Annotated in this window: 24 protein-coding genes; 11 read left to right on the top strand and 13 right to left on the bottom strand. The window is 39.2% G+C overall.

All coding sequences use genetic code 11. The features are described 5' to 3' along the window. The first annotated feature begins 5 nt into the window (after positions 1–5). On the top strand, positions 6–362 hold the full coding sequence (locus tag IC619_RS12530; protein WP_191140483.1) for a cupin domain-containing protein: 357 nt from the start codon (positions 6–8) through the stop codon (positions 360–362). On the opposite strand, the gene IC619_RS12525 is transcribed toward IC619_RS12530, so the two are convergent. Continuing rightward, positions 357–1,670: a hemolysin family protein gene (locus IC619_RS12525; protein ID WP_224749668.1), complete on the bottom strand. Its 1,314-nt coding sequence runs from the start codon at positions 1,668–1,670 to the stop codon at positions 357–359. The two genes, IC619_RS12530 and IC619_RS12525, sit on opposite strands and share 6 nt — an antisense overlap. 292 nt (positions 1,671–1,962) lie before the next feature. Here IC619_RS12525 and IC619_RS12520 point away from each other — a divergent pair, with 292 nt between their 5' ends. Beyond that, positions 1,963–2,748, top strand: a complete 786-nt coding sequence (locus IC619_RS12520) for a YitT family protein (protein WP_191140555.1) — start codon at positions 1,963–1,965, stop codon at positions 2,746–2,748. Between the two features lie 14 nt (positions 2,749–2,762). Here IC619_RS12520 and IC619_RS12515 read toward each other — a convergent pair whose 3' ends face one another. After that, positions 2,763–3,647: an NAD(P)-dependent oxidoreductase gene (locus IC619_RS12515; protein ID WP_191140484.1), complete on the bottom strand. Its 885-nt coding sequence runs from the start codon at positions 3,645–3,647 to the stop codon at positions 2,763–2,765. Between the two features lie 150 nt (positions 3,648–3,797). On the opposite strand from IC619_RS12515, the gene IC619_RS12510 reads away from it, so the two are divergent. Next, a complete protein-coding gene (locus IC619_RS12510; protein WP_191140485.1) occupies positions 3,798–4,472 on the top strand; it encodes a uracil-DNA glycosylase in 675 nt (224 codons plus the stop codon). 52 nt (positions 4,473–4,524) lie between these two features. On the opposite strand, the gene IC619_RS12505 is transcribed toward IC619_RS12510, so the two are convergent. Then, on the bottom strand, positions 4,525–5,181 hold the full coding sequence (locus IC619_RS12505; RefSeq protein WP_191140486.1) for a peroxiredoxin-like family protein: 657 nt from the start codon (positions 5,179–5,181) through the stop codon (positions 4,525–4,527). A 13-nt stretch (positions 5,182–5,194) separates the two neighbouring features. Beyond that, positions 5,195–5,641 (bottom strand): MarR family winged helix-turn-helix transcriptional regulator, encoded by a 447-nt coding sequence (locus IC619_RS12500; protein ID WP_191140487.1) that lies wholly within the window; start codon positions 5,639–5,641, stop codon positions 5,195–5,197. Positions 5,642–5,757: 116 nt separating this feature from the next. Between IC619_RS12500 and IC619_RS17380 the strand changes: the two genes are divergently transcribed. Next, complete coding sequence (locus IC619_RS17380) at positions 5,758–5,859, top strand: sortase B protein-sorting domain-containing protein (protein ID WP_191140556.1); 102 nt, start codon at positions 5,758–5,760, stop codon at positions 5,857–5,859. A 29-nt stretch (positions 5,860–5,888) separates the two neighbouring features. Continuing rightward, positions 5,889–6,899, top strand: a complete 1,011-nt coding sequence (locus IC619_RS12490) for an NADP-dependent oxidoreductase (RefSeq protein WP_191140488.1) — start codon at positions 5,889–5,891, stop codon at positions 6,897–6,899. Between the two features lie 51 nt (positions 6,900–6,950). On the opposite strand, the gene IC619_RS12485 is transcribed toward IC619_RS12490, so the two are convergent. Beyond that, positions 6,951–10,061, bottom strand: coding sequence for a DUF2339 domain-containing protein (locus tag IC619_RS12485; protein ID WP_191140489.1), 3,111 nt, complete (start codon positions 10,059–10,061; stop codon positions 6,951–6,953). A 133-nt stretch (positions 10,062–10,194) separates the two neighbouring features. On the opposite strand from IC619_RS12485, the gene IC619_RS12480 reads away from it, so the two are divergent. Next, entirely contained in the window at positions 10,195–11,055 is an 861-nt protein-coding gene (locus IC619_RS12480; protein ID WP_191140490.1) for an arylamine N-acetyltransferase, read from the top strand. Here IC619_RS12480 and IC619_RS12475 read toward each other — a convergent pair. Then, complete coding sequence (locus tag IC619_RS12475) at positions 11,040–11,720, bottom strand: 4'-phosphopantetheinyl transferase family protein (protein ID WP_191140491.1); 681 nt, start codon at positions 11,718–11,720, stop codon at positions 11,040–11,042. The two genes, IC619_RS12480 and IC619_RS12475, sit on opposite strands and share 16 nt — an antisense overlap. Positions 11,721–11,773: 53 nt before the next feature. On the opposite strand from IC619_RS12475, the gene IC619_RS12470 reads away from it, so the two are divergent. Next, entirely contained in the window at positions 11,774–12,469 is a 696-nt protein-coding gene (locus IC619_RS12470; RefSeq protein WP_191140492.1) for a YdcF family protein, read from the top strand. 33 nt (positions 12,470–12,502) lie between these two features. Here the strand turns inward: IC619_RS12470 and tyrS are convergent, their stop codons facing one another. Further along, entirely contained in the window at positions 12,503–13,768 is a 1,266-nt protein-coding gene (tyrS, locus tag IC619_RS12465) for a tyrosine--tRNA ligase (protein ID WP_191140493.1), read from the bottom strand. 129 nt (positions 13,769–13,897) lie between these two features. Next, positions 13,898–14,074 (bottom strand): hypothetical protein, encoded by a 177-nt coding sequence (locus tag IC619_RS12460; protein ID WP_191140494.1) that lies wholly within the window; start codon positions 14,072–14,074, stop codon positions 13,898–13,900. 516 nt (positions 14,075–14,590) lie between these two features. Between IC619_RS12460 and IC619_RS12455 the strand changes: the two genes are divergently transcribed. The 3 genes from IC619_RS12455 to IC619_RS12445 all read left to right on the top strand — a co-directional run bounded on the left by IC619_RS12455 (position 14,591) and on the right by IC619_RS12445 (position 15,980). Next, on the top strand, positions 14,591–14,818 hold the full coding sequence (locus IC619_RS12455; RefSeq protein WP_191140495.1) for a hypothetical protein: 228 nt from the start codon (positions 14,591–14,593) through the stop codon (positions 14,816–14,818). Positions 14,819–14,995: 177 nt separating this feature from the next. Beyond that, positions 14,996–15,271, top strand: coding sequence for a hypothetical protein (locus tag IC619_RS12450; protein ID WP_191140496.1), 276 nt, complete (start codon positions 14,996–14,998; stop codon positions 15,269–15,271). Between the two features lie 229 nt (positions 15,272–15,500). Further along, positions 15,501–15,980: a DinB family protein gene (locus IC619_RS12445; RefSeq protein WP_191140497.1), complete on the top strand. Its 480-nt coding sequence runs from the start codon at positions 15,501–15,503 to the stop codon at positions 15,978–15,980. Between the two features lie 163 nt (positions 15,981–16,143). Here IC619_RS12445 and IC619_RS12440 read toward each other — a convergent pair whose 3' ends face one another. The 4 genes from IC619_RS12440 to IC619_RS12425 all read right to left on the bottom strand — a co-directional run bounded on the left by IC619_RS12440 (position 16,144) and on the right by IC619_RS12425 (position 20,637). After that, entirely contained in the window at positions 16,144–16,842 is a 699-nt protein-coding gene (locus IC619_RS12440) for a hypothetical protein (protein WP_191140498.1), read from the bottom strand. Positions 16,843–17,451: 609 nt separating this feature from the next. Beyond that, positions 17,452–18,486 (bottom strand): TolB family protein, encoded by a 1,035-nt coding sequence (locus IC619_RS12435; protein ID WP_191140499.1) that lies wholly within the window; start codon positions 18,484–18,486, stop codon positions 17,452–17,454. Between the two features lie 428 nt (positions 18,487–18,914). After that, positions 18,915–19,235 carry a RidA family protein gene (locus IC619_RS12430; protein WP_249669854.1) on the bottom strand — a complete coding sequence of 107 codons (321 nt, stop codon included), beginning with the start codon at positions 19,233–19,235 and terminating at the stop codon, positions 18,915–18,917. Positions 19,236–20,166: 931 nt separating this feature from the next. Beyond that, positions 20,167–20,637 carry an ArpU family phage packaging/lysis transcriptional regulator gene (locus IC619_RS12425; protein ID WP_191140500.1) on the bottom strand — a complete coding sequence of 157 codons (471 nt, stop codon included), beginning with the start codon at positions 20,635–20,637 and terminating at the stop codon, positions 20,167–20,169. Between the two features lie 639 nt (positions 20,638–21,276). On the opposite strand from IC619_RS12425, the gene IC619_RS12420 reads away from it, so the two are divergent. Then, positions 21,277–21,651: a helix-turn-helix domain-containing protein gene (locus IC619_RS12420; RefSeq protein WP_191140501.1), complete on the top strand. Its 375-nt coding sequence runs from the start codon at positions 21,277–21,279 to the stop codon at positions 21,649–21,651. Here the strand turns inward: IC619_RS12420 and IC619_RS12415 are convergent. Next, positions 21,646–21,843 carry a hypothetical protein gene (locus tag IC619_RS12415; RefSeq protein WP_191140502.1) on the bottom strand — a complete coding sequence of 66 codons (198 nt, stop codon included), beginning with the start codon at positions 21,841–21,843 and terminating at the stop codon, positions 21,646–21,648. The genes IC619_RS12420 and IC619_RS12415 overlap by 6 nt on opposite strands. Positions 21,844–21,854: the final 11 nt, after the last annotated feature.

Raw genomic sequence — 21,854 nt, 5'->3', positions numbered from 1 at the left:
TTAGATTGAAAATGAACAAAAAAATAGCCCCTCACTACAAATGGGGAACAGATTGTGACGGATGGCTACTTGCAGATCATCCTGCTTTTAGCGTGATTGAAGAACGTATGCCCGCGCACACAAAAGAAGTTCGGCATTATCATACAAACGCACGACAATTTTTTTATATTTTGTCAGGAACAGCCACGCTCGAAGTTGAAGGCAAATATATCGAATTATCCCCTCAAGACGGAATTGAGATCGCGCCTCTTACGATTCATCAAATGATGAATCGGACAGATCATGAACTCTCATTCATCCTATTTTCCTCACCTTCTACACGAGGAGATCGTAAAGTGTCACCAAAAAACAACCTCCTATAAAGGAAGTTGTTCTTTTGTTTCTGCTGTATAAGGGGTTACTAAAATACGGCGAATCCGCCACTGATCTACCTCTTGTACTGTAAATAACCACTTTTCATAGACGACTTGATCTCCAATATGTGGCGCTTTTTCAAGTTGGGAGAATAGCCAGCCTCCGATCGTATCATTATCTTGATCTTCCATATCTAAGTTAAAATGTTCATTTACTTCATCAATTAAAGCATGTGCATCGACAGATGTCCCTTCTTCACTATGCTCAAAAAAGGGCTTCTCTTGATCAAATTCATCTTGAATCTCACCAAAGATTTCTTCGATAATATCTTCAATAGTAGCCAGTCCTGAAGTACCCCCGTATTCATCTACAACGACAGCCATCCCCAGATGGTTTTTTTGCAGGATACGAAGTGTATCTTTTATTTCCATCGTTTCCGGTACAATCACGACATCTCGTGCCAGCTCTCTCAGATTAATTTCCTGACCATCAATCACTTTCTCGTATACATCGCGAATATGAACAATACCGACAATATCATCTTTATCCTTTGCACACAGTGGAAATCTGGTATGATGGTTGCTTTTCATTAAATCCAGATTTTGTTGAAGGGGCCAGTCTTCATAAATACAAACCATATTAACACGAGGTACCATGACTTCACGTGCAACCCGCTCCGTAAAATCAAACACGCTATCAAACAAGGTAAGTTCAGTTTGATCAATATAGCCGCTCTGATGGCTTTGTGCTAATAACATACGTATCTCTTCTTCTGTATGGGCATGCTGATTTTCATTCAAATCTATTTTAAACCATTTTAAAATCCGATTGGCTGATCCATTCAGAACGAAAATAAACGGTCTAAATATACGATAAAATATTTCTAACGGGAAGGCTACCCATAGGGTTGTCGACTCCGATTTACGAATAGCGATCGATTTAGGGGCCATCTCTCCCAGCACAATATGCATAAAGGTTATAAGTGAAAATGCGATTACCAACGAAACTGTACTGTTTAACCAAGCTGGCATTCCCAGATAGTGAAATACCGGCTCAAGAAGGTGGGAAATTACAGGCTCTCCTACCCACCCCAGCCCAAGTGAAGCCAGCGTAATTCCTAATTGCGTAGCAGAAAGATAAGCATCTAGATTTTTTAAGATTTGCTTTGCCATACGGCCGCGTCGATCTCCAAGTTGCGCAATTTGAGTCGCGCGCACCTTAACAATCGCAAATTCTGCCGCAACAAAAAATCCATTTAAGAACACTAAAAAAACGACTAATCCTAGCTGTAATATTGTGCCTATAACACCTTCCAAAGTTTAAATCCCCCTAATGAGACATGTACTTTTTCAATTCTATTTCACTATTATATAAGAGAATGAGCAAGATGCATATATCCCATCATTCGATTTCATTTCCCGTCCACTCGCTTATGGAATCATCTATAGTGGTTTCACTCAAGACTGAAATCTTCTCAAAAAAGAATATTTTTTCATTCCCCTATTGTAAAACATATAAAATTCGATATACTGTAGTCTGCTTCACTAATCAGTCTATTGCTTTGGAGTGATCAACTTGAACACATTCGTACGTTGGATCGCGATTTTCATGGCTTCCATCATCGTAGCCGCTTCTTATAATTTATTTTTACTCCCCCATAGCATTTTATCCAGTGGTGTAACCGGTATTTCAATGATTATCGGACTCAAAACACCTCTAAACACTGGGGTAGTCAACTATGTATTAAACTTACCACTTCTCATTATCGGTTTTATGAAGTTAGGACAAAGCTTCATGTTTCGCACTATTTTCTCCGTAACCGTTACATCAATTGCTATGGTTTATCTCCCACTGTATCAATTATCACCCGATCCCATTATTTCTACCGTCTTCGGAGGTGTCATCGGCGGAATCGGTGCCGGAATTATTTTTCGCTATGGTGCATCCACAGGTGGGTTTGATATCATTGGCTTTTTAATCACCCGTAAGAAAGACTTACCGCTAGGCAACTTAATCTTTGCCATGAATGCTGTAGTTGTCGCCGTATCAGGCTTCTTATTTAACTGGGATATCGCCCTTAAAACGATGGTAGCCATCTTTGTCATGGGCAAAGTAGTAGACACCATCCATACCAATCACCTTAAGTTAACCCTGATGATTATTACCAATGAAGACGAAACCCTAAAACAAGCCATCATTTCTAAATATGTCCGTGGTATTACCATTGTAGATGGTGAAGGCGCTTATACAAAAGAGAAGAGAAAAGTGTTATTCATGATCATTTCTCGTTATGAGCTAGCTGGAATTAAAAAATTGATCAAGGACACCGATCCTAAAGCGTTTGTAAATATTACAGAGACTGTAGACGTAATGGGTTATTTCCGCCGGGGATAAAGAGATCCCCACTTTTAGTGGGGATTTATTTTCATAAAATGTTTAAATAATACCTGTGTTCCACTCTCTTCTTCTCCTAAAGCAACCAATTGGTCATAGATATGCTTAGCAAGTTTAAGTCCCGGTAATGTAAGTTTCATTTCTTCTGCTGCTTCTAATGCAATCGCCATGTCCTTAATGAAATGTTTCACATAAAAACCAGGATCATAATCCCCCTTCAACATACGCGGTCCCAACTGACTAAGCGACCAACTTCCAGCAGCACCCGTTTCAATACTTTGAAGAACTTGCTTGGGATTGAGACCAGCTTGTTCCGCATAGATTAGTGCTTCCGTAACCCCGATCATATTGGAAGCAATTGTAATTTGATTACACATTTTGGTATGTTGTCCTGCTCCTGCTTCTCCCTGATAAATGATATGCGTGCCGATCAACTCGAATAATGGCTTTATGCGATCAAATACTTCTCGATCCCCTCCCACCATAATCGAAAGACGCGCTTCCCGTGCACCGATATCTCCACCTGATACGGGGGCATCTAAAGCGAATACTTGTTTAGCTAATGCTTGTTCATATATTTCTTTGGCAAGTGACGGTTTAGATGTCGTCATATCCACTAAGTATGTACCGCGATCTACATGGGCAATTAAGCCTTCTTTACCCAGATAGACTTCTGCTACATCTTGTGGATAACCAACCATCGTAAAAATGACATTTGCACTTGTCGCAATCTCTTTAGGTGAATCTTTCCAAATCGCCCCTCTTGTAATCAAATCTTCAGCTTTACTTTTCGTACGCGTATAAACGTGAACTTGATAACCCTTACTTAGTAAATGGCCCGCAATACTTTTTCCCATTACACCAATACCGATCATCCCGATGACAGTCGTTTGATCCATCTCATCAGCTCCAATAAAGAAATAAATAAATTGTATACAACATTGATCATATCCAAAGGTTTTCACATTCACAACTATGGTTCAATGATGGGCCATCTTTTTGTATACTTAACATCGAACGCATTCTGCTGGATAGGAGATTGTTTATATATGCCGATCTTAAAAAATGACTGGAACAACTATTTAAAAGACGAATTCCACCAACCTTATTACTTAGAACTACGTCGTTTTTTACAAAAAGAGTATCAAGAGCATACCATTTATCCCGACCAATGGGAGATTTTTTCTGCCCTTCAACTCACTTCTTTGCAAGAGACGAGAGTCGTCATCATTGGTCAAGACCCTTACCATGGTCCAGGTCAAGCACACGGTCTCAGTTTTTCTGTAAAGCCCGGTGTGAAAGTTCCACCCTCACTTCAAAATATATATAAAGAGTTACAGCATGATATCGGTTGCACGATCCCCAATCACGGTTATCTCCTTCATTGGGCCGAGCAAGGGGTCTTAATGCTAAACAACGTCTTAACTGTGCGCGCGCATACACCTAATTCTCATCGGCAAATAGGGTGGGAGAACTTTACAGAAAAAGTGATTCGCATTTTAAATGAACGAAAAGCGCCTATTGTCTTTTTATTATGGGGTAAACAAGCGCAAGAAAAGAAGATGTGGATTACACATCCACATCATCTTATAATCGAATCGGCTCATCCCAGCCCTTTTTCAGCACATCGCGGTTTCTTTGGTAGTCGTCCCTTTTCTAGAACGAATACATTCTTACAGTCAATTAGTGGTGCCGAAATCGACTGGCAAATCCCCAGTCTGTAAAGCAAGAAAGCTAGTGCTTCGATACCATACATCAAAGCACTAGCTTTTTATTTTATGCCTGTTTTACTTTAACTGCTGTTTCAAGTGCTTCTTTAGGTTCCAATCGTTTTGTATAGTCGGGGTTCGCTTCTACATACGCTATTTTACCCTCTTGACTAATCACGTATGTCGCTGGCACAGGTAAGCTCCATGCATTCTCTTTTGCATTAAACTGAGTTAAGTCGATTCCAAACTTTTCGTATACCTCAATAAGATAGTCGGGCAGATCAAATAACAATTGATAATCTTTTATCACCTGCTTTGTTGAATCACTTAATACTTCGTAGGTTAAATCATGTTTTTGTTGCATGGATACAGTATGGTCTGGCGTTTCTGGACTAATCGCAATCACTTCTACACCTTTTTCTTTAAATTCAGGTGCTAACTCTTGATACGCTTTTAATTCGAGATTACAGTAAGGACACCATTCTCCGCGATAAAAGACCAACACAACAGAACCATTTTTTAATTTATCGGATAGGGAGACTTCTTTACCCACTGCATTTTTTAATTTGAAATCAGGTGCAGAATCTCCTACTTTTAATCCTTTTCCCATATCGGAATCAGCTAATTCGTGTGTCGCACGCTGCATGACTTCTAAAACCTCTTTTGGAATTTTGCTCATACTTTGTGCCACAGCTTGTTCCAATGTTTCAGTTAAAGTACGCATGTTCATACACTCCTTATTTTGAATGATGACTTTTACAGTGCAAGCTGTACTGCAATATCTCCATCGCTCCATTAATCTTGATTAATTCTTCCTCCGGAACACCTTCAATATGTTGAAGAAAATTACTTTTCACATGCGTGAGGTAGTTTTCCATAAACTTCTCCCCCGATTCGGAGAGATGAATATACACTTTTCTTCGATCTTCATGTGAGGTTTTCTTTTCGATAAACCCTTTATCTTGTATTTTTTTCAACTCGCGACTCACATTCGGTAAGGACATATCCAAACATTGACAAACCTGAGTCACCATGACAGGTTGATTCATTTTTACATACTCGAGCAGATTAAACTGACTAGGTGTCATATCATATTCGATTCCACGTGTAATATCACCCGAAAAAAGATTAAATGCATTTACAAGCTTTAAGTAATTATTAAAGATGGTTTGGAGATCCATCATAACCACCTCACACTTTTATTATAGTATTAAAGCTATCAAAAAACAATTATCATTTGACAATTATTTAATTCTCGTTTACGCTGGATGTATCCGACAGATCCATGATTTAATTATGTATTCTTTTTCTATTTATAAAGAAATTATATTTCCTCTTTATTTGCCTTCTTCTAGCATCAGGCGCCACCCTTGTTAAAAGGCGTACAGCAGTTAGAAAATAAAAAAATGATGAAAGGTGCAGTGATGTAACATGAAAGCCATGACCGTTGCGAAATATGGTGCAGACCAAAAACTAAGTTTAACCGAACTACCTACACCTACTATACAAGATGATGATGTCTTAGTACAAATTCATGCCGCTAGTGTAAATCCTGTAGACGCTTTGTTCAGGAACGGAAATTTTCGTTTGACTCTTAAACATACCTTCCCGCTCATTCTGGGAAATGATTTTGCCGGTACAGTTGTTGAAACGGGTAAGAATGTATCCCGATTCAAGATAGGCGACCGTGTATATGGCCGCCCACACCCCCTGAAAGGAGGAACATTTGCAGAATATATTGCGGTAGATCAGAGCGAGATCGCTTTAACACCCAAAAACCTAACAATAGAAGAAGCGGCTTCACTTCCGTTAGTAGGTCTTACTTCTGTGCAGGCATTATACGACGTCCTTCAACTACAAAAAGGGCAAAAAATCCTTATTCATGCTGGTTCAGGTGGAGTGGGCACATTTGCCATACAACTGGCTAAGCATATCGGTGCTTATGTCGCAACAACCACAAGTGAAAAAGGTGCAGACTTGGCTAAAGAAATGGGAGCAGACCTGATTATTAACTATAAAAAGCAGAAATTTGAAGATGTTATATCAGGCTATGATGCTGTGTTCGATACCTTAGGCAAGGAATCCCTGGAGCGTTCATTCCAAGTGCTCAAAGCTGGTGGTAAAGTTGTATCCGTTTCCGGACCTCCTACCAAAGAATTAGCAGAAGTATTTGATCTTAGTTTTATCCTGCGCATGTTGATTTCACTCGGTTCTAGAAAAATGCATAAGCTCGCAAAGCAAAACAATACCACTTACCGTTTTCTAGCTATGCAGCCAAACGGTAAGCAGCTGGAAATGATTACAAAATGGGTTGAAGATGGTGTAATCAAGCCCCATATTGATCGTACTTTCTCATTAGCGGACGCTCAAGCAGGACTTGAATATGTAGAGTCAAAACGTGCTAAAGGAAAAGTAATGATCCACGTTTCAGATCCATCGTGAAAATAAAATCATTCGAGGTCAGTTTCGATTTGACCTCGAATGATTTTATTGTTATAACAAATGATCCTTAAATTTTTGATAAGCAAATGATACTCCTAATAGAACCACACCTAATCCAATAAAGGAAACAATACGATATAGCGTTTCAAGGAACGAGAGATCAATGATAAATATCTTTAAAATTGATATCCCAAATAGAAGCATCGCAGCCATACGAAAGATACGTAAGCGTCGCCACAACCCTAAGGTTAGTAATAAAATAGATAAGGAAAGCCAGCCTAAAGAAAGCGCAAGTTGCATACGATTCAACCAAATATTTTGTTCTGTATCTAATGCTAGCATCAGTGTGTGATGGTATAAATCGCGCGTTTCTACTGTAACCATTTCAAAGAGAAGTAGGATGAGTACAATTTGTCCAATAGGTTTGAGTATTTTCATCCATGCGTCTTTCTTGGAAACCATTGAAAAGTGCCAAGTCATCCCTGCTACACCTATGGTTAATAAACATAATGTGAAAAACCGCAAATTAAACACAAGATCAAATGCAGTTAGGGGTTGATAGCTTAATCCCCACACTGCACCCACAATCACAGACAAGCTCAACAATCCAATTCCACCATAATATACGGGCTTTCCAAAACGCTTCACGCCCAAGTAATATAACCCCACAGCGTACACGCCCCACATGGATGACAACAGCAGTACACGTGTATAAGCTAATGCTTGATATACATTGCCGGTTTGCCCTTGCATTTCTTTTAGGAAATAATCGAATGTTTCTACTGTAATCAACTCAAACACAACCGTCATCAAAAGAATTTGTCCAACTAGCCTCCCATGCTTTAGCCAGCCCTCTTTCTTCATATCGGGTTTGAGTAGCCACATCACCCTACTAATTCCTAACAACAGGAATGCCAATACTAGAAAACGTAGGTTTAATATCACAACAAATTGTGCAAGTGGTTCATAATGTATTCCTGTGATCATCCCCACCACAATGGCTAACCCGAGTATAGATAATCCACTGTATCGCACCATTTTCCCGTATTTACGAACGCTAAGCTCTACTAAAATGACACCATAGATGCCCCATACCAATGCCAAAACCAGTGGTAACTTATCAAATAGAGTTTGGAATGGCATAGTGTGATAAAAAAGATGTGTAACCTTCAGTGTAAGTAGTTCAAATACCATTACGACCATGATGACTTGCCCAATTTGTTGTACACGCTTCACCCAAACTTCCTGTTTTTCAAATTGGTGTAGCAAAGCCAGAAAAATACCGATTCCAATCGTTAAAATCGCTAAGGTGATAGAACGCATATCAAAAACCAGATTAGACTGAGTTGAAAAATCAAGCAATGCAGTGCTCATACCACATATAACCGCAAATAAACCGATCCCCATCCCAGTGTATAGGATACTACGAATTTGATAGCGACTCGCTATCCATGTATAGAGAATGGTATTGGCCATCCATAGGATGGTAAATATATACACCATGTTCAAATATGAATCGATTTGAATATGGTTAATAAAGATATTCCACGCTTCGAGTGACTGCCAATACGTCATAAAGCACACGGCCGTTAAATAAATGAGATGGACAACTTGAACATCAATACGGTAACCCTTTCTAAGGGTATACGCGCCTCCAACCAACGAAAGTGCAATGACTATAAAAGCAAGCGTGCGTTCATGAAAGAAAATGGCATATGTTTGATCACTTGACAACAACACATACTGAAAATCAAATAGTGCCAAACCAAATAGCATAAGTGCGATCTTCCATATCCAATCATTTTTAAAGTATTTGACTCCCCAAAGAATCAATGAAAGTGCACCCAGCGCCCATAGCATCGCTACCATATACGCTGAAAACTGCAATGGAACCGCCACTGTTGCAAGTGTAATCCCCGGGACAAGATAGATGAATGAAAACGCTCCCAGTCTCTTCTTCAATAAGTATACAATGATAAAATAAATCAGTGCCAAGCCAAATGTAAATAACCCATTCATCTTCACACTCGTAATCATGATGAAAGACTGCAATAAAAGATACGCATTTAAACACACAATCGTATGATCTACGATGGACGATATCCCCCATGCATGTATTCGCTTTAGTAAATCATAAGTACTGAAACATAGCCAAAATAACAAACTAAATAGCATAGCAAATGCTTTCTCTGTTTCAGGCACATAGGCTGCTGTTAACCATATAAAGTATATGGCATGAGTTGCGCCAAATGTGAGTGGATATAAGATCATCCAAGTCGGTTTTTTCCATACAACCCACAATAATCCCCCACTCAAAAATAATAGGTACGTAAACAACCCTACTGGATTTGAATCACCGTTGCTTAATAAAAATGGTGTCAGGAACCCGCCAGCCCATGCCAATATTGAGATGGCGAGTGCTTGATATTTAAGGGCATAGCGAAATGCAATCATCGTGATCACAGACATAACAAGCATAGCTACCGCTTGCGAAATCAAATGATAGTATTGAAAAGATATAAATACACTTAAATGCAATACTGAGATTGCTACGCCCATAATTCCTTGCGCAAATATCATATATCCCTTGCGGTGGGTGTAACTGCCATACAGCAAAAGACCCACACCTAAACTTGCACCCATCAACATACGCATAGGCTCTGAAATCCAATTTTGATCAAATGCATACTTGAGTAAATAGCCAATCCCAATAATTAAGGCAAGTGCCCCAATTCGATTTAACAAGCGTCCTCCGATTAATAACTCCCAATCAACACGCGTACGCGTCTTTTTATTTGAGTGTTCTTTATCCTGCTTAGGTGAAGACACCTCTTTCACATCTACAGCAGGCACTTTCTCAACTACTTCTTCACTTTCTTCTACAGTAGTTACTTCTTCAACTACTTCTTCACTTTCTTCTACCACTTCTTCGCTTGATTTTTCGGACGAAGGTTGTTCGGCAGTTTGTGAAGTGTGCCGCGGATATTCAAGCTCATTTGTCTGTTCCGCTTTTAATGACGTAATGAGCTGTCTTTGATGCTCTACATTTTTCTTCAAAATGGCAATCTGAACATCCATCTTTTTTTGATCTTTTTTTAGTTCAAACACTTTAATAAATATGTATAATAACAAGAGAAACAAAACAATACTAAAAATTTTCATTCCCTCACCTTTTCTATGTCATCATTCCATTGTGTTTCCATATTTGGCTGTCAACACCCCTGATCATAAGACCTGAGTCTGGTATCATTCATACTAGAAATGGGAAATTTCCAAGCATAAGGAGTTGATACATATGACAAAAACAATTCCCACATGGACTTCACGCTACTTAACCTATTTAAAATTAGGGCAAGAATCCCCTACATGTGACTATCTGAAGCGCATTTTAACCCAACACCTCTCTCTAGTTCCATTTGAAAACATTAGTAAATTAGTCCGTATGCACCGCTCGCCTGATTTTACTCCAGCAATCATCCATCCAGCAGAATTTGTGAAACAGATGGAAATGGAAGACTTAGGCGGAACTTGTTTCACAGCTAATTATAGTTTATACCATCTATTAAGTGAACTTGGCTATATATGTAAACTGATCATGCTGGGAACCAGCCATTTAGGTATCTTGGTCAAACTGGTCGAAATAGGAGATGAATGGTTATTTTTAGACTGCGGCTCATGTGCACCCTTCTTTAAGCCCATTCGTTTTCTAGATGGGGTGCAAGAACAAGTTCAATTCGGTCATGAAATCATCTATCTAGAACCAATAAAAGCGTCTGGCATGTACCACTATCGTCGTGTAAATAAAGGTAAATCGAGCGACAACGACTGGATCTTCCATATTGATCAGCAATTGACCGATCGTGAAATTGAAGCTGAAATCATTCGTTCCTATCAACCCGATAAACATTTTATGCAAGTGCTAAAATGCTTCCTTTTTCAACCAGAGCAAGGTCGTTCACTCTCACTATCAAATAATCAATTTAAAATTCGTACACATACCGGAGACGAAGAAGTATATATACTCAAACAAATCGCAGACATACGCGCAGTAGTAGAACAGGAATTCAAACTACCCCGCCTCCCGCTGGAAGAAGCAATTCTAGTGCTTGAACAACGGGGTATCGATATTTTTGCAGATGATCAAAGCACTTCATAATAGCCATAAATCGCATTCTCTTCTACATATATGATATCAGTTGGAAGTTCTACTCTCTCCACACAAGCACATAACACATAATCCGGTACCCATGTATAGTGTCGTATTTGCTTTTTTTTGCCTACGATATAAGACTGATGCTCTTCCATACAAACCGTTATACTTTGTGGGGAAATCGATAATCCTTTCCCCACAGCCTTCACATAGCTTTCTTTTGCTGTCCAAATCTTGTAGAAATAATGCTGACGTCTATTCTCTGGTAATTCTTGATATAGAGCCATCTCTGCTTCTGAAAAAACGACATCTGTTATACGATGATCCAGCTCTTTTATACACTCGACATCAACACCGATCTCTTCACAGCCTAACATTCCCACAACCCATTCGCCTGCATGGGAAAGGTTAAAGTGAACTTGTGGGTGACCTTGCAGATAGGGCTTTCCATACTGATTATAAGCAAACTGAAGCTCTCTCGGATCTACTTCAAATCGCTTCGCTATCTGCATACGGATGAGTAAATCGGCTAATAAAGAGCGTTTGGCATCAATTCGTCGATGATAACGCACAATTTTTTCTCTTTTTGCTCGGTCTACAAAGGATAGTAGATGAGTCAATTGCTTATCCGTAAGTATCGGATCGATATGTAGGGCAAATAGTTGAATCATATGATCTCCTTTTATCTTATACATGGTATAATAAGGAAAAGGGGGAATCTTGGATGAGCGATCACTACGCTCCGTACTTCCTAAGTGAAGTTCAAATTCAAAAGATTACAGAAGTTGTCTTTTCTAATCCCTCATCTTTTCCACAGCTTGATACTTATGATTTAATGCTGATCTTTGGAGGATCTCATCCTGCCATTTGGCGGACAGCCACCTCTGCTTTCTGGGGAAATAAAACAAATAAGATCCTCATTACCGGAGGCTATAAAAAACAGCCCAATTTACGGCATAACACGTGGATCTATGGGGAGACACCCGAAGCAATCGTGATACGAGAAAAATTACTTCAATCGGGTATTCCACGATCCGCCGTTCATATCGAAACACGCTCTACTAATTCATTACAAAATGTCCTATACGCAAGAGCAACCTTCCCTTTTCACTCCACACGTACCGTTTTATTTGTCAGCAAAGCATACGCTGTAGGGCGACAATATCGTACTCTTAAGCAACATATGCCACCCCACATCCAATTTACACCTTTACCTGTCTCCGTTGAGATAAGCGGCAAACCACTTACACCCCAAAATTGGCTTTACCACCCCGTACATCGCCGTTTTGTACTTGATGAATTTAGACGTATCATTCACTATGGTAGGCTTGGACACTTACAACGCATACTGCCTTCTATGAATCCTTTTATCAAACACCCTTCACTCCCACTCCTTCAATCTGCTGAAATGGAGAAATGACAGGGCTACCTCTATCACGTAGCCCTGTCATTTCTATGCAGAAATTTCACCTAAGAAATATTTTTTCTTCCCTCTACGAATTACCAAGTACTTGCCACCAATTGCATCAAGATCGCAAACTTTAGTTTCTAGCTCTCTCACTTTTACATCATTAACTGAAACCGCGCCATTGCTCATATGTTCCCGTGCCTCACGTTTGGAGCTGGCAGCCCCTACCTGAATCAAAGCATCTATGAGTAACATGTCGGAATCGGCAATTTGCGCTGATGGGACATCTTGTAGCCCTTCGGCTATTTCGTCCGCAGATAAGCGAGACAGGGCACCTTGGAATAAGGCTTCTGTAATTCGGACAGCCCGTAAATACGCTTCTTCGCCATGTACCAATTGAGTCATTTCACTAGCTAGTCGTTTTTGCGCCTCTCGTTTATGTGGTTCGTCTTTCACCGCTTGCTCTAACACCGCTATTTCATCTAACGACAAGAAAGTGAAAAATTTAAGGAAGCGAATCACATCTGCGTCATCTGTGTTTAACCAAAACTGGTAAAATTGGTACGGAGATGTTTTGTCGGCATCTAACCAAATCGTACCGGCTTCCGTTTTGCCAAACTTACCCCCGTCACTCTTGGTGACAAGCGGCATCGTGAGCGCATGCGCTTTTACTTTCTCAGCTTGCGTTCTGCGAATCAAATCAGTTCCAGCAGTAATATTCCCCCACTGGTCACTTCCACCAATTTGTAATTCACAGTCGTTTCGCTTGTACAACTCTAAGAAATCGTAAGCTTGTAATACCATGTAGCTAAACTCGGTGAATGATATTCCATTTTCTAAGCGTGAACTGACGGACTCTTTTGCTAGCATATTATTAATCGAAAAATGTTTCCCAATATCACGAAGCAATTCAACCGCACTTAGTTCAGAAATCCAATCATAGTTGTTCGCAATTTGAGCTGGGTTTTCTTCTTGCTCAAAATCGAGGAATCGAGAAAGTTGCGCTTTGAGCTTGTCACTAAATCCAGCTACAACCTCCTGGGTATTGAGCGAGCGTTCTGAAGAGCGACCACTCGGATCACCGATTAAACCGGTTCCTCCACCTACTAAGCCAATCACATGATGACCTGCCAATTGAAACCTTCTCAAGGTTAAGATCGGTACTAAACTTCCAATATGTAAGCTATCCGCCGTTGGGTCAAATCCACAGTAAAGTGTAATCGGTCCCTCAGCCAAACGTTCGCGTAAACTATCTAGGTCAGTATGTTGATAAAGCAATCCTCTATCCTGTAAATCTTGCAAAATATCCATACTCACTTACTCCTTTACATTCGTATCATATGCATACTTTACCACAAACCCGCACTTATGTTGAATCAAAATACCTTTCTAAACAAAAAATACACGCCTACTGGTGTGTATACAAGTCAGGATTTTGTTCTATTCTTTCATACTCATACGCTTTATTTCTGCTACTTCTTCTTTTAAACTGGTGATCTCTTTATTTTGCCGTCTAATCTGTGCTAACAGAAGAATAAGTATAATAATCGGAATGACCCAAAATACAGAAAATAAGGTAAGCTGTACCAACATATTACCTAGATGATACTCTAGCATGGCTTCACTCCTCTATATCTCCTCTCCCTTTCATTATACCTTAGATCACATCCATTCAGCATATGATCTATACAAATAAGAAGAAAATAATGTAGGTTTATAATGATTAATGATTTAAATTTTTAATATATACAGAAGAAACACCTGATAGGTTCGATATACAGGACGTACCCACGATTCCACTGAGAGAATTGCTACAGCCAACCAGCATAAAAGATCTCCATCATCTGCAAGAGACTGATTCTGTATCTATAGGTGTTTCTACCTTATGGGAAATAAGTAACGTTTATTCATCTTTTTGGCAATTTGAACGTGGAATAGTGAAACGTACTAGCCCTTAACGATCAGCAGACCCTATGTACTGGTTATAACACGATGACACCAACGCTACACTTACGTTAAGCGACATACCCCATATTTTGTAATGATCCACATCTAACAGAAAAACGGATCTGCTCACAGAAGTGGGGATATAATCATACGCTATAAGATCCTACCTCAGAAAGGAGCTTTAGAATGGATACGCAATTCCTATCTTATATGCCCTATCCACACCTATTTACTATGCCAATGTGGCAATATCCTACTATACCGGGATACGGCATACCCGTTATGCCTTATCCACCTCAGATGCCTGGATGGCCCTACCCATACACCCCCAACCCAAGAATTCCAAGATCTGTACCTCCCGTTCCAGCCCCACAAGTCCCTCGCCAACCAGAAACACCTAGAAGTGCATACTAGCGCATATTCTCCTCTCGGGGTTTCTCACAATCTTATCCATCTATATTGAGCTGGTTTCTACTATTTTCAAAACCGATAAGATCATCTATATACGATTAAAAAAATAACATCTCTGATACACATAATAAAGGGCACAATCATATCCTATAGGGTAATGTCTTAAGGAGGAGTATAAAAATGGATAAACAGTACATGATGCCCCCACATGCACCTTATATGCCTTATGGAACCGGGTATCCGTACCACACAATGCCTATGCCTTGTATGCCACAAACCCCAGGATGCCAAGTCCCCGCAATGCCTTATCCATATTACATGCCTGGCTACCACATGCCTATGATGCCTGGATGGCAAAACCCTCATATCCCACACCCCGAAATTCCAAGATCGATCCCCCCTGTCCCCGATCCACAACTACCACGTAGACCAGAAACGCCTAGAAGTGAATATTAGCTAGCAATGAACTGCCCCCATTGTTAGACACCTCATCATTGGAGGTGTTTTTATTATGTATAGAGTGGCTTGTGAAGAAAAGATTAAAGCTTTGAAGCACTTGACTACAGCTATAAGAATAGCTTTAGATTCTCTATCTGGGAAAGTGAAAAGATCGTTGCACTACTTCGCCATAACCACCTTTGGTATAATATCACTATACACTGAAAAGCGAAGGAGTTTTGTCTAGATGCAGGCTATCGATTTAATAATTTTGAATTTCGAAGAAATAAGATCTAGAAGTATTAAAGTGTGGCAGTCCATCCCCCATGAAATGTTAAATTGGAAACCGGATGAAGATGCTCTCACTTGTGCTGAAATGATTAGACATTTATTACAAGCTGAGTATCTTTTTCACCAAATTCTCATCGGGAGAGGCGGTAAAGTATTATCTCATTTGCACAATCCCTTCGAAGAAAAACAATTCATATCGGTAGATGATGAACTTGCATTTGCGAAACCTTTTCGTGAGGAATTTTTGAAATACATTAAAACAATGCGTCCAGATGAATTAGAAAATATAGAAATTGACCTTTTGGATGCAGGTGGCTATATTAAAAAACTTGGGGATATGTTGTTACGTATTGCATACCACGAATCTGTTCATACAGGTCAGTTGTTAGATTATATGAGAACAATGGGAATTGACCGTCCTCATATATGGGATTAATCGTCTGACACGAACCTTCGCTTGGTTCACGCGTGCTACTGATTGCACAAGTCGCAGGGCTCAAGGCGGAAACATCGAGGAATCAGGTGAAGACTCTACTCCACCTGATTGAAATCCCACTAACCCATCTCAAAAGATCATTTAGATATAGATATGGTGATCCTTAAACATCATAGAAATAAAAACAAACGCCAACCGGTTTATATGCAGATCCACTGCCTAAGTAGTAGTCGTTCCCAATAAGTGGATCTTTCCATACATCATATTGATATACGTTGTAGACCGGACGAGCTACTATCTTCACTGTTTCTCCTTCCGGAAGTTCAATCGAATATGAATCGGAAACAGAGTAGGTGCTGGTCACAGTGAATCCCAACTCAGCAGAAATGACTTCTGCGCTTACCCCTACACTAGCTTCCCAAGTTGCAGCAATGGATTCAGAAACCGTGATTGTCGCCTCACCGGGTCCCGTATAATATGAACTTCTCAATTCTTTTGCACCACAGATTTCACTTGTCGTAATATTTTTCAAATAGTATCCATAATCGATTTTCTGAAATGGATGACTTATAGGGTTTGTATTTAGATGATTATTGTATGAGATGGCTACACCCAATAATTTACCAGATTCTAGTTGATCATTCTTGAATTTAGCCCATTCTTTTTCATCTGTAACTTCATATACAGCTTGTCCACTCTTTGATTGAATCCTCGTAGAAGGTTTCAGGTCATTTTTGTCTATCATAGGAATCGCACAATCGATGCTTTCCAAAGCTAGTGCTCTGTCGTTTGTTGGAAATAGTACAGCAGAAAATATCATTACACCCACAGTAAAAACCTTTATAAAATTCAGTGAATTCATTTGTTATTCCCCTTTTCGTTTTTCAAAAAATTTGATTTGCTATCAATGCGCTGTTGTGAACCCACCATATGTACATTGCCACACGTCTGGATCCGAAGACTTAGTTATACAAGGTGGGTTAAACTCAGGTCTCTTTAAATATCCTGACCACCATTGGCCACCTCGATATTCTTGATATGCAATCGTAAGCGGCGTATCTGTAGCTACAGGATAAGCTACCTTGGGCCAACCTCTCAAAAGAAGAAAATACAGGTTCCATATTTTTCAACGAGTTAACCGATGCTGCTGAAACCGTAGAATCGTTATACAAGACCATAGTGAGTGCTACCAATAAAAACAGCATAGTTTTCTTAAACTTAATCACCTCTAACTTTTATTTTATAATATTTGTTTTTTTGTGACAATATTTTGTATTGATTTTGGTTCATTATCAGCGAAGTTTCATTCCACTGGTATTTACACTTTTGATGTTCTGTCTATAATCTAATTCACAAAATTGTATTCGCGTGAAAATTATCTCTAATGCTCAATTCACCTTTACTAAGTAGAACAGAGACATCGAGAAGTGGACACTGAAAGTCAGCCCCCTTAATATAAGGAGGCTGACTTTTATTTTACCATCTGTAAATCAATCTTCGTAATATCAGTACCATCACTATTCATCTGCATGAGTTGATATTTGGAAGGGCTCTGCGGCCAATTGAGATCTTCTACAAAGAGCAATTTATCTTGTTGATGAAAGAAAACTGGGTATCCCAGATTCGAATGCAAGTTGGTCAGTTGCTTTTCTTTTTTATGATCCATATTCATCTGAAATAAGTCATATGTGAATGTAGCCGCCTCATTTCGATTACTAACCGAAGCATAAATGATATCTTTATCATTAGGTGCAAGTACCGGACTAACAATATCTACCACTTGGCCAAAATTATCTTGTAAGTGAAAGGTTTCCTCTTTTTGGGGATTTTTGATGGGTAGGACATTAAATTGCGTTCCACCACTTGTAAAATCGGTATAAATCAACTTTTCTCCATCTCCGGTCATGATCAAGTCTGAGACAGAACCTCTTTCCCGCTTTGTAATTGGTATTGCTGGTACAGAGCCATCACTTGGCACCCTATATATATCAAACTTCACATAGCTACTTAATTCATAGTCAAATTGATTCGACTGAAAAAAGTAAATTTGCTTTCCATCTGGTGAGAAAACAGGATTCATCCTTTGCTCCGACCCTGTAGTTAAAGGCTTCGAATTCGAACCATTCATATCCATGATATATAAGTGCGAATCACGCTTCCTGGTTCCCTTCTCTTCAGTTAGGTACACGATTTTTCGACCATCTGGTGAAAAACGAGGTGACAGATGTGATTCGTCTTGAGGAGAGGTCACTTTCTTCACCTCTGTCCCATCTGACTTCGCTATGTAGATCGACGCAATCCCTTTGTCATAGTAAGAAAAAACGATATGCCGATCATCAGGTGATAGATCCACTTTACCTTCTAGTCCGGTATAATCCTCCCTAGGATCCTCTAATGATCCTAGAAAATTCATCGTGACACCAAACATATAAAAGAAAACAGGGGGTAACAAGAAGAAAATGAGCAAAATACTGCTAATAATAATTAATAATTTCTTATCTCCCATGAAATTCCCTCCTCCACTTATTAAGACATAAAATTCTACTATATCATAGTATTAGCTATTCTGCTTATTACAGCTAAAGTCCTGTTCTAAGATCTATTTGCTCAATACCATTCAATTGACACTCGACTTACTCCATTCATACCGTGCATGTAACGTCCCGTAGTAAATAGTGTAGGTGGTAGCAGCTCAGCAACATCGAAACGGGTACTGGTAGGTAAAGGACGCCTAGATGCCGAAGCTTCTAAACCCCCATCCTGGGAAGCGTTTGAGCTGATTAATCATACAGACCTAAGCGGATGTTTAGCAACTGGAAATCAAATCTCTCTAAAAAGTGTCAATGGAAAATATCTAGTAGCTAAAAACTATGGGAGTGTCCATGCCAATCGTTCTTCAATGGGTTCATGGGAAAAATTGACCTTGGAATTACACTAAGCCGGATACCGTGCAGCCCACACTTCCACTTCAACCTGTATATGGGGTTGTGCAAGGGCACTTACGTATGCCAAGGTAGTCGCTGGCGGAGATCCTTGATGAAACTGACGCCATATCTTTTGAAATAATGCACGATCAATTGGAGATGTAAACCAGAGATTCACCTTGATTACATGCTCTACATCTACATTTTCACTGGCTAAGATGGCTACTTGTCCAGCTAACACCAGCAAATCTGCGCCAGTAGGTACAACGGTAAGGTGCGCGTAATCACCGATAGGAGCTGGTACGGAACGGGGATTTGTACGAGAAATCATGATGAACCTCGTCTCTGTGAACTACTCACCACCTACGCTAACGCTAAGAGGTAGGAGTATACTCAGCTATATTGGATAAAATATCCACAATTAATGCTCTGCGATAATGATTGTCATATAAACGTGGATTAGACCACTCATCTTGCTATAAACTAAGCCCATCTCACGCAGTTTTTCTTGTTCGGAAAAGAAGTACTTTGTATTTTCTCGTACAACGCGGTCAGTTTCGTTTCTAGATAGCGGACTAACTGGTAGTCTACTTGTTGAAATTACATTCTACTCCCTTCTTTCTGCACTATGAATAAATGAGATCAAACCCTCCTTTCCGATTTCAGGCATAAAAAAGACAGCGTTATCGACTGATAAGCGCTGCCTGCTATGTGGCGACCTTTCCTTACTAATAGAATAACACCCTTTTCCATACTTTTGATCTCAAGATAGTCTCAAAATAGTCTCATCCCATTCAGCCTCTATTTACTTTAAGTATATTACCCCCATCATCTAAAGGAATCGCACTGTAACATCAATGGCTTCCCCTTTTTCCGTATATCACTTAACCGCCACTCCAAGTAAGCATAATCCCACGATTAAAACAAATTGAATTGATAACAATCTCTTGATCATACCTTTCCCCTTGTTTCCGTTTTTCCCATTCACATAGATGACCCATTTTACTTTATTATTAATTTTAAATAATATAAATAACAATGATAATATGTTTAGTAAGACCTTTCATGTAAATGTAGATGGCATTAAAGGTGATACGACATGGAAGGTTTTAATGAATCCGCCTTACATCCAATCCCTTAAACTGGGAAATGAAGGTGACCTGCTGAAGTTAGATGAAATCGCGCTAGATAACGTTTATGGGAAGGTACGTTTATTTTTGATAATCAACACTGCTGGTTGTCAAGGTGTCCTGCACATTGCGCTAGTCCAGTTCGTTCCTACTTGGTAAGAGATTAAGTGCGACTGCTAATTTTTCGAATGCTGTTTTCTTGTGTCTGTAGAAGGTTGATCTGGAAATGCCGAGCTGATCATAAACAAGACTATCTGATATCCGTTCGGGTTGTAAGTATTTATGATGTATGATCATTTTTTCGTCTTCCACAAGAACTGCAAGAGCGCGTTCCATTTGATGTACCCGTAATTTCTTACTGGCATTTTTGATGCCGTACTTTTCTGTGCTGGATTGGTACTCGGAGTAGGACCGACTTACTTTCTCTTCGTAGCTTGCAGTCATGGACGGATAATGATTTGATAACCCCGCTTTTTCTAGTTCTGCTTCATTATCTAATGATGTTTGAAATAATGTATATTCATAAAGCATCTTTTCCAGCTGTTTGACTACGTACTTCCAAGATTTTTGTTTTATATTGGAATTTATGGTTGCCAGATGCATATGAACCCTCCATTTTCAGACTATATACCCAAGCGTGCTGATTAGCATGATATTTCTATTTAAAACCTCATTTTGGATAATTAACACGACTCATCTATTTCCTTACTTTGAATCTCTATGATCTTCTCATATATATAACCGGTTAAATATATGCTAACACTTGGGTTCCATGGCCACCTTGCATTTTCTACAGTAAATTTCCATAATTTTCATATATATGGTATAAGTTTGTTCATACTGCATTCATTGATAAGTAACCACCTACTGTCTCCCTCTCTTTCTCATTATTTACAATACCTAGAAACGCATGATATACTTAGATTCGATAACGTTTAAGTTGTCTGCATTTTTATGGTAATATTTACAAAAATCCAAATTTAATTGATTTGCAAATAAGAGATGATGTAATCTTGCACGGTATATCTCAATATGTTAGACTGTTATTAGCGTCTTTATGTATTTATACATACGTCGTAAGACGACAAAAAAGTCTACATATGAACCCCATTCTCTCCCAGATAAACTTTATGAATAGACATCTACTGTCGTCTATATTTATATTATATGACGCTAAATGACGTCTGTCAACAAAAAATATGACGTCTTTTGATATATCATCAAATAATGGAGGTAAAAGCCATGGAATTCTCAGAACGATTGAAGCAACTGCGAGAAGAAAAAAATTGGACACAGGGCGATTTAGCCGAACGACTCAATATTGGACGATCAACAATTGGTGACTATGAATATGGTAGAAAATTACCGCGATATGAAAGATTAAAAGAGATTGCAGATGTATTCAACATTTCTGTTGATTATTTACTAAATCGTACGAATGAAAAAAGATCCATTGAAGACCTCAAAAAAGAAATCGAGTCTACAACCCCTGATCTTGAAACCATTATCTTGCGCACTAAACCTCTCTTTCGTGGAAAAGAGATTACGGAAGAGCAGGCTAGAAGAGCCAATAAAGTGTTAGAAGCCTTATTCGACGAAGAAAATAAGCCATCATGACAATAAAGACTCTCTGAGACTTTGTAGAACCTCCTCCATTTCTGGATATTTGCTAATTAGTACTTGTAGCCATAAGTCTAAATCTTCTTCGGGAGAGATACCAGCAAGCTTCGATATATAGGTAAGGGAATTGATCAACTTTTCTTGTTCAGATTGTGTGTGATTAGACGACTGCATCTTTTTTATATACATGTGATCACCTC

Origin of the sequence: Polycladospora coralii, from assembly GCF_014773435.2 — a bacterium.
GTDB lineage: Bacteria > Bacillota > Bacilli > Thermoactinomycetales > Thermoactinomycetaceae > Polycladospora > Polycladospora coralii.
The sequence above is the reverse complement of the archived record's forward strand: the minus strand, read 5'-3'. Positions and strand labels throughout refer to the sequence as shown.